12 protein-coding genes are annotated in these 12,824 nt (G+C 72.8%); 8 read left to right on the forward strand and 4 right to left on the reverse strand.

Annotation, left to right across the window (positions count from 1 at the left end; genetic code table 11):
• Nucleotides 1-76 precede the first annotated feature (76 nt).
• The 4 genes from G569_RS0143685 to G569_RS0143700 all read left to right on the forward strand — a co-directional run bounded on the left by G569_RS0143685 (nucleotide 77) and on the right by G569_RS0143700 (nucleotide 4,018).
• On the forward strand, nucleotides 77-781 hold the full coding sequence (locus G569_RS0143685) for a hypothetical protein (protein WP_028068086.1): 705 nt from the start codon (nucleotides 77-79) through the stop codon (nucleotides 779-781).
• Nucleotides 782-881: 100 nt separating this feature from the next.
• Nucleotides 882-2,150, forward strand: coding sequence for a sigma-70 family RNA polymerase sigma factor (locus G569_RS60370; RefSeq protein WP_028068087.1), 1,269 nt, complete (start codon nucleotides 882-884; stop codon nucleotides 2,148-2,150).
• Between the two features lie 93 nt (nucleotides 2,151-2,243).
• On the forward strand, nucleotides 2,244-3,011 hold the full coding sequence (locus G569_RS0143695; protein ID WP_028068088.1) for an SDR family oxidoreductase: 768 nt from the start codon (nucleotides 2,244-2,246) through the stop codon (nucleotides 3,009-3,011).
• Between the two features lie 23 nt (nucleotides 3,012-3,034).
• Nucleotides 3,035-4,018 (forward strand): hypothetical protein, encoded by a 984-nt coding sequence (locus G569_RS0143700; protein WP_028068089.1) that lies wholly within the window; start codon nucleotides 3,035-3,037, stop codon nucleotides 4,016-4,018.
• Here G569_RS0143700 and G569_RS56735 read toward each other — a convergent pair.
• Entirely contained in the window at nucleotides 4,015-5,223 is a 1,209-nt protein-coding gene (locus G569_RS56735) for a threonine/serine exporter family protein (protein ID WP_037503726.1), read from the reverse strand. The genes G569_RS0143700 and G569_RS56735 overlap by 4 nt on opposite strands.
• 7 nt (nucleotides 5,224-5,230) lie before the next feature.
• Between G569_RS56735 and G569_RS65085 the strand changes: the two genes are divergently transcribed.
• From G569_RS65085 to G569_RS0143720, 3 genes are read left to right on the forward strand one after another with little or no spacing between them, the layout of a single operon-like run.
• Nucleotides 5,231-5,368, forward strand: a complete 138-nt coding sequence (locus G569_RS65085) for a hypothetical protein (RefSeq protein ID WP_211233272.1) — start codon at nucleotides 5,231-5,233, stop codon at nucleotides 5,366-5,368.
• Nucleotides 5,369-5,409: 41 nt separating this feature from the next.
• On the forward strand, nucleotides 5,410-5,949 hold the full coding sequence (locus tag G569_RS60680) for a dihydrofolate reductase family protein (RefSeq protein WP_028068090.1): 540 nt from the start codon (nucleotides 5,410-5,412) through the stop codon (nucleotides 5,947-5,949).
• Between the two features lie 46 nt (nucleotides 5,950-5,995).
• Nucleotides 5,996-6,832, forward strand: coding sequence for an alpha/beta fold hydrolase (locus tag G569_RS0143720; protein ID WP_245602799.1), 837 nt, complete (start codon nucleotides 5,996-5,998; stop codon nucleotides 6,830-6,832).
• 153 nt (nucleotides 6,833-6,985) lie between these two features.
• On the opposite strand, the gene G569_RS0143725 is transcribed toward G569_RS0143720, so the two are convergent.
• Together G569_RS0143725 and G569_RS56740 are read right to left on the reverse strand one after the other, a co-directional pair.
• Nucleotides 6,986-7,702 carry a hypothetical protein gene (locus G569_RS0143725; protein WP_157592725.1) on the reverse strand — a complete coding sequence of 239 codons (717 nt, stop codon included), beginning with the start codon at nucleotides 7,700-7,702 and terminating at the stop codon, nucleotides 6,986-6,988.
• 60 nt (nucleotides 7,703-7,762) lie between these two features.
• Entirely contained in the window at nucleotides 7,763-9,631 is a 1,869-nt protein-coding gene (locus tag G569_RS56740; protein WP_053227872.1) for an LVIVD repeat-containing protein, read from the reverse strand.
• Between the two features lie 234 nt (nucleotides 9,632-9,865).
• Here G569_RS56740 and G569_RS0143735 point away from each other — a divergent pair, with 234 nt between their 5' ends.
• Nucleotides 9,866-11,395, forward strand: coding sequence for a copper resistance CopC/CopD family protein (locus G569_RS0143735; RefSeq protein ID WP_028068093.1), 1,530 nt, complete (start codon nucleotides 9,866-9,868; stop codon nucleotides 11,393-11,395).
• Here the strand turns inward: G569_RS0143735 and G569_RS60375 are convergent.
• Nucleotides 11,382-12,812: an ankyrin repeat domain-containing protein gene (locus G569_RS60375; RefSeq protein ID WP_157592726.1), complete on the reverse strand. Its 1,431-nt coding sequence runs from the start codon at nucleotides 12,810-12,812 to the stop codon at nucleotides 11,382-11,384. The genes G569_RS0143735 and G569_RS60375 overlap by 14 nt on opposite strands.
• Between the last annotated feature and the right edge of the window lie 12 nt (nucleotides 12,813-12,824).

The raw sequence follows: 12,824 nt of genomic DNA on the forward strand, positions 1-12,824 counted from the left end.
TCCGTAAGACGACGCGGACGTGGGCGTCGCCCGCCGCGTCTATGCGATGAACCCCACCCGCTCCCAAGGAGAGCCCATGGTCCATCGCTTCCCCCGCGCCGTCCTGGGCGCCGTACTCGCCGCCGCGCTGCTGGCCGCGCCCGCGCACGCGTCGACGTCGTCGCGCATCGACGTCAAGCTGCGCGCCGCCGACCGCGCGCTCGACCGCGCGAGCGCCGGCGAGGACGTCGCGACCTCGCTGGCCACGGTGCGCCGGAACGTCGCCTCGGCCCGCAAGACCGCGCTGCGCAAGCCGACGCCGGAGTCGCTGGGGCGGGTCGCGCGGTTCGACGGCGTCGTCGTCTCGACGACGGTCGCTTTGTTCGACGGGCAGACCGGCGCGGACGTCACGGCGACCGCGACGACGCTGAAGGCCTCGCTCGACGGCCGCGACGCGATCGTCGCCGCGATCAATGCACTGTCGGACAAGTCGGACTACGCGCGGGTGCTCGCCGCGATCAACGGCGACGCGACCGGCGAGGCGGATGACATCGCCGACGCGCTCGCCGACGACGAGCTGACCGACGAGGCCAAGACGGCGCTCAACGCCGCCGCCACCCAGGCCGCCGCGACCGCCGCGACCGCACCCGCGGCGAGCGGTGACGACGCGGACTATCCGGGTGATGGCGACCGCGCCGATTGCGCGGACCGCGGTCAGCGCGGTGACGACGACGCGGACTCCCCCGCGTCGACGCCCGCCGGCGCTCGTCCGGGCCGCGGCTTCGGCGGCGGCCGGAGCTGAGCGTGGCGACCGGCACCGCCGCGGCTGGTCCCCGCGGCGGTGCCCGCGCTCTTCATGAGTTCTTCGACGAGCAGCGGGTGAGCGCCCGATCCTTGCCCTGATGCGCCTCGCCGACGACGAACGGCTCGCCTCGCTGGCGGCCGGTGGGGACGAGCGTGCCTTCGGCCTGCTCGCGGCGCGTCACGAGGCGCGTCTGTTGAGCGTGTCGCGCTCGGTGCTGCGCAGCGACGACGACGCCGGCGACGCGGTGCAGAACGCGCTGCTGAAGGCGTTCCGGGCGCTGCAGGCGGGCCAGCTGCGCGGGGAGCCGCGGCCGTGGCTGGCGCGGATCGCCCACAACGAGGCGCGCTCGCTCGCCCGCGGGCGGCGTGAGTTCGCTCCGCTGCTCGCGGACACCCTGGGCGTGTCGGGCGACCCGCACGAGTTGCTCGTGGTGCGGGAGCGCTGGGCCGCGCTGGTCGACGACGTCGCCGCGCTCCCGGAGCGGCTGCGCCGCCCGCTGCTCCTGCGCGCGGAGGCGGGTCTGCCGTACGCGGCGATCGCGCGCGAGCTCGACGTCACCGAGCTCGCCGCCCGCCGCGCCGTCAGCGACGCCCGCGCGCTGCTCGAGGCCGCCGCCGATGCCCGCGACGCCGACTGCGCCGAGATCCGCTCGATCCTGCGCGGAACCGACCGCCGGCGTCACCGCTCGCGGCGGGTCCGGGGCCACCTGCGCACGTGCGCTTCCTGCCGCGCGTGGCGTCCGCAGCGCCGCCAGCTCCTGCTCGCCCCGTTCGGGTTCCTGGTCAGCGCGACCGAGTGGCTCAGCTCGTTCTTCGCCGCGGGCGGCGCCACCGCGCTGCGTTCCACGGCGGTCGTCGCCGCGGTCGCGTCGGGCTCCCTCGCGGTCGTGTCCGATGCTCCTCGACGCCTGCCGCCAAAGGTCGCGGTCGCCAAGCAGGAGCCGAAGCGCACGGTCGAGGTCGCCCGGGTCGCGACCCCGACGTCGACGACCGAGCGCAAGGTGACCGCGCGGGTGGTCGCCGTCGCGGACCAGCACCCGCGCCGCGGCGCGACACCTGCTCCCGACGACGGATCGCCGCGCGGCCGCACGTCGCGCTCCGCCGACACGCGCACACCGTCTGACGACGCGCCGACACGCCGCGACGGCGCCCGTCCCGATGGCGCCCGCCCGGACACGGACCTCGGAACGGATGCGTTCCGCGCGGAGACGTGGCGCGGCGGCGACCGCCCGACGCGCGACACGGCGGCCACGCGTAGCGGCGGCATGCCGCGTGACGCGCGCCGCGGCGGCGGCTCCGGCCCGGGCGGGTGGCGCGGGCTGGCCGGCTCGCGCGGCGGGGCGACGACGGGCGGCGGCGCCGGGTGAGCCGGTTTCGTCAGGTTTTCCGCGACGAAACCGGCGCACCTCACCGTCAACTGACGTAAGCCCCGAGGCCGCGCGCGTGCGACGGTTCAGCGCATGGACATGCATCTCACGGGCAAGCAGGCGATCGTCACCGGCGCGAGCAAGGGGATCGGCCTGGCGATCGTCGAGGCATTGCTCGACGAGGGCGTCGCGGTCGTCGCCGCCGCGCGCCACGTCGAGGGCCTGCCCGGCGAGGTGCACGGCGTCGCCGTCGACCTCTCGTCGGAGCAGGGCGCCACGGAACTGGTCGCGGCGGCCAAGCAGGTCTTCGACGGCGGATTGGACGTGCTCGTCAACAACGTCGGCGGCGTCGCGCCGCGCCTCGGCGGCTTCCGCAGCGTCAGCGACGAGGAGTGGATCGCGACGCTGGCGCTGGACTTCCTCTCCGCCGTGCGCGTGACCCGCGGAGCGCTCGACCTCCTGGAGGCGCGCGGCGGCGGCACGATCGTGTCGGTCAACTCGGTCAATGCGACCCTCGCGGACCCGCTCGTGATCGACTACTGCTCGGCGAAGGCCGCCCTGGCGAGCTTCTCGAAGTCGCTGGCGAAGGAGGTCGCGCCGCTCGGCATCCGGGTGAACACGGTCTCCCCCGGGCCGGTCGCGACCGACCTCTGGCTCGGTGCCGGCGGGGTCGCGGCCACGGTCGCGCAGGGCGGGGACGCCTCGGCGGTCGCGGCGGGCGCCGCGGCCCAGTCGCCGACGGGCCGCTTCACCGAACCCGCGGAGGTCGCCGATCTCGTCGTGCTGCTGGCGAGCGGGCGCGCCGGCAACGTCACCGGCGCGGACTTCGTGATCGACGGCGGACTGATTCCCACACACTGATCGCGCCCCGGTACCGTCAAGACGTGATCCGACGACGGGCCGAGGACAAGGACGAGCCGCAGCGTGCCGAGCCGACCCCGGCGGCGCCGGTGCACATGATCGCCCGCCTGCAGCAGACCGCCGGCAACCGGGCGGTCACCGCGATGCTGGCGCGCGAACCGCTCGAGTACGTCACCGAGCCGCACGAGGGCGGCGACGCCCGCGGACTGCTCGACGTGCTCGCGCCCGAGCAGGAGGCGCCGCTGCTCGCGGAGGCCGAGGTCTCCGACACCGCCACGCCGACGCCGGCGCCGACCACCGACCCGATCGCCGAGTGGAGCGCCAAAGCACCCACGACCAACGCCGAGTACGCACAGTGGGTCATCGACGGTGTGCCGCACGGCTTCGTCATCTGGTCCCCCGGCATGGGCGCCCAGAAGCAGATGGAGGACCTCGCCGCGGGCAAGACGGTCAAGGGCACCGATCCCACCAAGCCCGCGATCCTCGGCGGCCTGAAGACGATCAAGACCCTGGTCGGCGCGCGGGTGACCAAGTGGCGGGCCGACGAGACCAAGCCGAAGGACCCGCTCAGCGTCGGCAGCTTCCTCCGCGGCCCCGGCGCGCACGGCGGACGCGCGATCGACATCAACGGGTTCGACTGGACCGGCGCCAACGGGCCGGTTCAGGTCGAGGAGGCGCTGCGGGCCCTGCCGGCGGACTCCTACGGCATCGGCCTGCCGTTCCAGGGCCAGTTCTTCCCCAAGAGCGAGTGGCTCCAGGAGCGCAAGGCGGCCGCCGGCGACCCGCCCAAGGACATCACCGAGCCGTCATTGGAGAAGTTCGTCGGCACCCGGTACACGTCGACCTTCAAGGACGGCGCGTGGGAGGACAAGAAGGCGGGCGGGCAGGCGATCGACCGGCTCAAGAGCTCGACCTTGAAGGCCGCGATCGCCGACCTCAACGGCAAGGGCTACAAGATCTACGTCTTCCCGGACAACGACAACCACATCCACATCCAGAACCCCTAGCGACGCAGCCCGCGTCCGATGGCCGAGCCGACCAGGACGCCGAGGGCAATCGCCACGATGACCGCGATCGCGCCCGCCGCGGTCACGAACCCGTCGCCCGTGTGGGTGGCGATCTGCGCCGTCCCGATCAACCCGAGGCTGCCGGGCACGAGCAGCCAGAACGACGGCAGGAAGACCACGAGGCTGGGCGGCCCGCCGCGCCAGTGGACGATCGCGGCGCCGAGCGCGGCCGTCAGGCCGCCCGCGAACGCGCCGAACGCCGCACCGTAGGCCTCCTGCCCACCCGACTGCGCGAGGAAGGTGAGCGCGAGCAGGCCGAGGATGTACGGCAGGACCGCGGCGGGAGCGCTCAGGTTCAGGCAGACGCCGATCCCGAGCAGCAAGAGCCCGACCCAGGGCGCCCAGGCGCCCAGTTCATCCACGCGCACGTTGGCGAGCGCCTCCTGCGCCGGGAGGCCGATCACCCGCGCCGCCGCCAGCACGCCCGCCGAGAACAACAGCAGCTGGACCGTCCCGAACACCAACCGCGACGTGCCGGCGACCATCGCGCCCGCCGCGAGCTCCGACATCCCGGTGACGATCAGCGCGCCCGGAAGCAGCACCGCGAGCGGTGGGAGCAGGGTGCGCAGCGGCCCGTCGAGCAGGTCATGGTCGGCGGCGAGGAAGACCGCGCAGCCGACGAGGAACGCCGCGGTCACCGGCAGCAGCGTCAGCGCGAGCCGCGACCGCGCCGCGACTTCGATCAGCACGGCCACGAGCACGCTGCAGAGCACGCCCGCCAGCAGGTTCTCGGGTGCGGGCTGGAGGATCAGGCCGATTCCCGCCGAGACCGGGATGAGCCCCGCGGCGACCGCCCAGCGCGGCAGCAGCGGCGACGAAGCGAGCACGGCGTCGAGACGTTGCACGGCTTCGTCGGGGTCGCACGTTCCGGCCAGGACCGCGTCGACGATGCGCGAAACCGCGCCCGACTGGTCGAACCGCAGCGGCGGCCCGACCGCGCGGAACCCGGTCGCGTCCTCCCCGTCGAGGGAGACGAACAGCCCCGTCGGCGTCGCCGCGCACTGGACCTCGTCCTCCCCCAGCGCGCGGCCCATCCGCCGCAGCTCCTCCTCGACCTCGTCGACAGGGCGCCCCGCGGCGAGCCCGGCGGTGCCGAGCGCCAGCAGGCAGCGCCGCGTCAAGATCGTCGAGTCCTGGCCGACCAAGTGGGTGATGATGAACGCCCTGGCCCGCACCGTGAAGATGATCTTCGCCGCGGTCTTCCTGGCCGCCGGTCTCGCCCTCGGAGGCGAGCTGGCCGCGGTCGGCGCCCTCATGGCCGCCGCCTGCTTCCTCGGCGCCGTCGCGTAGCGTGCGATGAATTCCGGCCGCGCGGCCGGTCTTGCCTTCCCATGAGCGTTCTAGTGCACCGGACGATGTCCCTGGACGGCTACATCGCCGGACCGAACCACGAGATGGAGTGGATGTTCGGCCACCCCGCGCCGGAGTGGGGCGACGAGATCATGCGCGCGACCGGCGCGATCGTCACCGGCCGCGGCGCCTACGGCGTCAACGAGCGCGCCCAGAGCGTGGTGACCGCGCGCCCATACGGTGGTGCCTGGAGCGGCCCGGTCTTCATGGCCACCCACCATGACCTCGACCTCCCCGACTGGATCACGCCGGTCCGCGGCGACGTCCGCGACATCATCGCCACCGCCGAGGGCGCCGCGGGCGGGAAGACCGTCGAGGTGTTCGGCGGGAACCTGGCCGCGCAGTGTTTCGCCGCCGGGCTGGTGGACGAGGTCGTCGTCCACATCGTGCCGGTCGTTCTCGGCGAGGGGATCGCGTTCTCACCCGGAGCGGGCCACGTCGCCCTCGAGTTGGTCGACACGTCGATCAGGGGCGGGACGACGTCGCTGCGCTATCGCGTGCGCCGCGACGCGTCATCATGACCTGACGACGTTCGACCGGCACGAGCTCTCGCTGCACGGGCAGTCGGTGACCTATCGGACCGCGGGCAGCGGTCCGGTGCTCCTGCTCCTGCACGGCATCACCAACTCCTCGCAGACGTGGGAGCCGGCTGTCGACGCCCTGGCGCAGGACTTCTACGTCGTCGCCCCGGACCTCCTCGGACACGGCCACTCGGCGACGCCGCGCGGCGACTACTCGCTCGGTGCGCACGCCAGCGGGGTCCGGGACCTGCTGAGCGCCCTCGACATCCCCCGGGCCACCGTGGTCGGTCATTCGCTCGGTGGCGGGATCGCGATGCAGTTCGCCTACCAGTTCCCGGAGCGCTGCGAGCGGCTCGTCCTCGTCTCCAGCGGCGGGCTGGGCAAGGAGGTGCATCTCCTGCTGCGCGCCGCCGCCTTGCCCGGCGCCGACTGGGTGCTGCCGATGCTGACCTCCCGCGGCGTGCGCGGTCTCGGGCAGGGCATCGCGGCGACGCTGCGCCTGGGGCGGATCGCGCCGAGCGGGGACATCGGCGTGCTGGCGTCCGGGTTCGCGTCACTGGACACGGCCGGCTCCCGGTCGGCGTTCCTGCACACGGTGCGCTCCGTCATCGACACCCAGGGTCAGCGGGTGAGCGCCGTCGACCGCCTGCACCTCGCGGCCGTGCTGCCGACGCTGATCGTCTGGGGCGAGCAGGACTCGATCATCCCGGCCGAGCACGGGCATGCCGCCCACGAAGCCATGCCCGGCAGCCGGCTCGAGCTGTTCGAAGGCGCGGGACACATGCCCCATCACCAGGACCCGGAGCGCTTCGCCGCCGTCCTGGCGGACTTCTGCGCGAGCACGAAGTCAGCCAGCCTCACGGCCGATCATTGGCGCCCCTAGGGGTTCGCTGGAGAATGGTCGGTCCGACCGATGTGGTGCAGGCTCGGGCCGCACGCGCTCGCGATGCGGCCCTCCGGGCCGTGAGCAGCGGGGGTGGCGCGAGACGCTGCGGATGTGCCGCAGCGGGCGAACCGTGATTCTCCAGCGGGCCCCTCAGTCGAGCCGGCTGAGCGACTTCTTCATCACCTGCTCGGCCTTCGCGCCGGAGTCGGCGCGCTCACCGCTGTTCTTGATCTGCGCGAACCCCGCGTACAGGATCGCGTTGTCCTTGTGCAGGACGACGGTCACCAGGTCGTCATAGGTGTCCGGGTTCACGTCGGCCGGCGAGTTGTGGGCGAGCTGCTGGGAGAAGCCCTTCCACCCGTTGAGCTCGAGCGGGCGGCTGGTGACGGTGTACGTGCCCAGGATCTGGGGCGGTCCCCCGAGGATGCTGAACGTGCCCGGGCACTTCGCCGCCGCGGCGTTGACCTGCTTCATCCCGGCGTCGGCGAGCTGGGCGCTCTGGAACACCACCGCGCCCTGGGTGACGACCGGTGGCGCGCCCCGCTTCGGCTGGTTCGGCCCGACGATCCAGCGGCCCGTCGAGTTGCCGCCCTGCAGCTGGACGGCCGCGGTCGTTCCCTGCGGGGCGTCGTCGGCGCGCTGGGCGTACGGGCACGTCGGCACGGAGTCCTCGGGCGTGTAGATGATGTGACCCGCCACGCCGTCGTCCTGGAACTCGATGATGCCGCTGCCGCCGAGGTCGGCGGGCTTGACGAACCCGGTCCGGATCGAGCTCTGTGTGAACTTCGACGAGTCGCCGCCCCCACCGCAGCCCGCGATGGCGATGACCACGACCGCCGCCAGTGTGCTCGATGCCTTCTTACCCATGAATCCCTTCCAGTCCTTCACCGCGGGGCGGCGCCGGAGTGGCGCCGCCCCGCGATGCGCTCACGGCGTCGTCGTCGACAGCGTGAACGTCAGCGTCTTGCCGTACGCACCCGTGCGCAGCGCCTCGTTGGCGCCGATGTCCTGCTTGAACCCGAGCGTAACCGGGTCGTTCGAGACCGGGCCGTTGTAGGTGAGCAGGTTCAGCGGCGCGCCGGAGACGGTGCCCTCGGGCGCGGCGGTCCCGGCCGGGCTCGAGGCCGAGGCCTTCAGCGGAGCCGCCAGCGAGAACGTCCCGTTGACCAGGCGGCCCGGAACGTTCGTGCTCGGGTCGGCGACGCTCAGCAGCGCGTCACCGGCGCTGGAGACCACGTTGGCCGTCCCCGCCGCGGTGTACGTCTTGGCGATGCCCGGCGTGAACGCGCCGAAGCTCGGAGCGGACGCGCCGAGCGAGAGGCTCAGCGTCGCCGGCACGCTGCCGCCGGCGGTGCCGTCGGCCGTCCCGGTGTAGGTGACCTTCGAGCCGTCGCAGCCGCCCCAGCAGACGCCGTCCTGCGGCGTGCCGGTGATCTGGCCGTCGAAGCGCAGGACGTCGATGCCGCGGTTGTAGTCGGCGACGTAGACGAGGCCCTTGTGCCAGTAGGTCGCCGAAGCGGAGCCGGACGTCACGCCGGTCGTGCCGGACGGAACGCGGAAGTAGCCGACCTGGTTCGGGTTCGCCGGGTCCGACATGTCGAGGAACCGGGTGCCCTGGCCGTACCACGCCTGGACGAGCGTGTTGCCGTTGACCGTGAACCAGTGCGCGGAGCAGCTGCCGGTCGTCGCCGAGCCGGGCTTGCCCCACGGCGTCCAGTGGCCGACGAGGTTCAGGCGGAACGGGTTCTGCGGCGTCGAGTTCCAGCCCTGACCGTCATAGCTGCCGGCGAGCGAGACCACCTTCAGCTCACCGGCCAGCGAGCAGGTGACGATGTTCTCGTTGGTGACGTACAGCAGGTCGCCAGAGGGGTAGTTGCCGACCTTCTGGGTGATGTGCTGCGCGTTGTGGTCGAAGTAGCCGAAGAAGTCGTCCTGCGTCGGGTTGACCAGCGGCGTGGTGCCGCCCGCGTAGGGGATCGGGTCGAACGCGGTGGCGACGCGGGTGACCTTCTTGACGGGGTCGTAGTGCGTGCCGACGGTGTAGTAGCCGCGGACGCCGCCCTCGCCGGAGGCCCAGGCGATGCCGTTGCGGTCGACGTCGACCGAGTGGACGTAGCCGGTCTGGCCGTCGAAGCGCGCGGTGTCCAGCGGCGTCGGGTACGTGTACGGGTGCGTCGGGTCGGAGATGTCGGTGACCCAGATCGGCACGCCGCCGCGCTTCTGCGAGTACGCCGGCTGCGGGAACCAGTCCGGGTTGTTGCCCGGCGTGCCCGTGCCGTAGGGGCCGACCGACCAGAGGTACTGGCAGTCGTTGATGCAGGTCGCCGTGTGGCCGGCCGGCACGGACTGGAAGGTGACGATCTTCGGCTTGTACGGATCCTTGACATCGATGATGTAGAAGCCGGTCTTGCCGGTCGTCAGCGCGCCGCCGAAGCCGCGTGGGTCGCGGCTGAGGAACACGAGCTTGCGCTTCGCGTCGACCGTCATGTTCTCGCCCTCGTAGAAGCGATCCTGCGTGTCACCGGGCTGGCGCAGCTGCGCCGGGGTGACATTCGCGACGTACACGGGGTGCGCCGGATCCTTGAGCGACCAGATCGAGAGGCCGCCGGTGCCGTCGCCGAACATGAAGTCGCCGAGCTCGCCGCCGTAGTCGATGAAGTTCGCCGCGGCCATGTTCCCGTTCGTGCCGCGCGTGTTGTCGAGCCACGTGACGTTGCTCGTGACCGCATTGGTCGGGTTGTTGTGCGTGTCGGGCAGCGGCGTCTGCGCCTGGGCGACGCCCGCTCCGAGCACCAACGCACCAGCGGTCAGGCATGCCCCCGTGAGCGCCCTGACCCGCCGTGACGTGCGGTTCCCTCCGTACACCAGTCCCCCTCTCGTTGCGACTCTCGCGCGTTCGTGCGCGAGCAGACCCTCGTCGGCGATCTTACCGGCGGATCCGGGCCATCACGTCCGCATACGTGTCGAGACGTCTCCACGCCAAAAGCGACGGATGTCGGAGCTTTATCGGCGCTCGTACAGTGTCCGCGCATGATCGCGCGCATCGTGCTGCTCGCGCTGCTGCTCGGCGCGCTCATGCCCGCCTCAGCACAGGCCCACGCGACGATCGTGCGGACTTCACCGGCCGATCAGCAGGTGCTCAAGACGCAACCGCGGGTGGTGTCGCTGGAGTGGAGCGAGGCGGTCGATCTCGGCGAGCATTCGGTCCGGCTGCTCGACAGTGCGGGCGAGGAGGTCAAGACCGCGCCGGCGAAGCACGGGCCGGGCGGCGCGGCCACCGCGGTGCTCGAACTGCCGCCCGGCTTGGCCGATGGCACCTACGTCGTCGCGTGGCGGGTCGTCTCTTCCGACTCGCACCCGGTGTCGGGCGCGTTCTCGTTCAGCATCGGCACACCGAGCCAGGTCGTCTTCGACACGGGCTCCTCGTCGAGCGCGGCCGTCCGGACGCTGGACGCGATCGGTCGTGGCATCGCGTTCGCCGGCCTCGCGCTCGCGCTTGGCGCAGCGTTCGTGCTGTTCGCGCTCGACGGACCCGCGCGTGCGCGGAGGCTGCTGTGGGGCGGTGTCGGCGCGCTGGTGTTCGGGAGCCTGGTCGTGCTGCTGATGCAGGGCCCGTACGCGTCCGGTGGCTCGGTGTTGGATGCCTTCGACCCGTCGTCGTTGTCGTTCAGCCTCGGCACGCGCTTCGGCCAGGCGGTCCTGGCGAGGATCGTGCTCACGGTGGCGTTCGCCGTGCTGCTCGCCCGTGGGCTGCGGGTCCCGGCGGCGCTGTGTGGCATCGCGCTGATCTTCACGTGGACGCTGGTCGACCACTCCCGCACCGGCGTGCAGACGTGGCTCGGCGTGCCGGCCGCGAGCCTGCACCTGCTGGCGATGGCGCTGTGGTTCGGCGGGCTGATCGTCGTCCTGGTGTGCGGCGAGGACGCGCCCCTCGCCCGCTTCTCGCGGGTCGCGCTCGTGTGCTTCGTCGTGCTCGGCGTCACCGGCGTCTACCTGGCGTACCGCCAGTCGGGTGAGCTCGGCGCGCTGCCGAACACGGTCTTCGGCCGGCTGCTGCTCTTCAAGACGGCGGCGGTGCTGGGGATCATCGCCCTCGCGTACTTCTCGCGCCGGGCGGTGCAGCGCCGGAGCACGCCGCGGCGGACCGTGGCGGGCGAGGCGTTCCTCGGCGTCGCCGTGCTGGCACTGACGGCGGTGCTGGTCAACACCGCCCCGGCACGGGTCGCGTACGTCGATCCGATCCATACGACCGTCGCGGGGCCGGGGAGCGGGACGGTCGAGGTCCGGGTCGATCCCGCCAAGCAGGGCGAGAACGTCACCGACATCTACCTCGTGAGCCGCGGCGGGAAGCTGACGGAGGTGCCCGAGCTGACCGCCCGCCTGCGCCCGAAGGACGGCAGCTCGGGCCCGCTCGACGTGCCGCTCCGCCAAGCCGAGCGCGGGCACTTCGTCGCGAGCCCGATGGTGGTGCCGTACCCGGGTGACTGGATCCTGCGCCTGCAGATCCGCACGTCGGAGATCGACGAGTCCGACATCGACGTGCCGCTCAAGATCCGATGAGCGCGAGCTCGTCGGGCGACTCGCGGACGAGCGTCGCGCCCGCGCGCTGAAGCAGCTCGACGGTGCGGGCGTGGTCGCCGCCTTCCGGTGCCCGGCGCGTGCCCTGGACGGCCCAGTCCAGCGTCGTCCCGACCGGGTCGCCCGCGACCGCGTTCGGGTCGGCACCGTGCGCGAGCAGCTTCTCGACCATGTCCGCGTGGCCGTACCACGCGGCGGCGTGCAGCGCGGTCTCGTTGAACTGCTCCGAGCGGACGTCGATGGGGAAGCCGAGCTCGAGCATCAACTCGACCGCGGGCGCGTTCTGGACGACGGCGGCGTGGACGAGCACGTCGTGGTCGGCTTGGGTGAGCGTGAGGCCGGGTCGCAGGTCGAGCGCGGTGTCGCGATCGCCGCGCCTGATCGCGCCGATGAAACGGTCCACGGGCGCGACGTCGCCGGGGTCGCCCAGGAGATCGGCGAGATCGTCGCGGCCGCGCCGGATCGCGAGCGTCGCCGCTTTCGGCGTGGCGGGTGCGCCGTGGGCGAGCAGCAGTTCGATGTGCGCGCGCGACCGTTCGTAGGCCAGCGCGAACTCGATCAGGCCGTCGAGGTCCGCGCCAGGCTCGACGTGCTCGAGCAGCAGCCGGGTGCACTCGAGGTCGTCGTAACAGAGCGAGTTGCCGAGCGCGCCGGAGTTCGCCACCGGCGCGCCCGCGTCCAGCAGCAGCTTCGTGCACGTGTGGTCGCGCGACTCGACCGAGTGATACAGCGACTCACCGTCGTCCGGATTGGCCCCGCGGTCGAGTAGGAGCGCGGTCATCCGCGGCTCGTTGTTGACGCCGGCGGCGCCGTAGAGGGCGCTGAGCGCGCCGAACTCGGGGTGCTGCCAGCTCGCGTTCGGGTCGGCGCCCGCGTCGAGCAGCACTCGCGCGGTCTCGACCAGCGCATCGGTCCGCTCGCTCCCGAGGAACGCGGAGTGGGTGACGTAGACGAGCGGCGCCCAGGCGCGGTGCCCGAAGGGCGCGTCGGGGTCGCGCGCCGCGCCGTCGCCGCCCGCCGCGCCGCCGCCCGCCACGGCGCCGCGGCCGCCCGCCGCCGGTCCGCGCCCGCCGCGCGGCGCGAACGCGCTGCGGGCGCGCTCCGCGTCCCCCACCAGCAGCGCGACGTCGAGGCTCGTCCCCGTCAGCGACGGGTCGAGGTCGAGCAGCGCCTGCGCCCGGTCGCGGCGGCCGTTCGTCGCCCAGTCGACGAAGGTCTCGACCCGCTGGGCGCGGTCGACCGCCTCGGCCTCGGCATGGTGGACGAGCGCCGGCCAACTGGAGAAGCCGAGACCGCGGGCGATCTCCCGCTGCGCGTCGGCGAGCCGGCCCGGCCGGCCGGCGGCGCGCCACGCCTTCGTCAGCTCCTTCGCGCGCTTGCGCGCCTGCTCGATGTCCACCGCGACCACCTC

Source organism: Solirubrobacter soli DSM 22325, assembly GCF_000423665.1.
GTDB lineage: Bacteria > Actinomycetota > Thermoleophilia > Solirubrobacterales > Solirubrobacteraceae > Solirubrobacter > Solirubrobacter soli.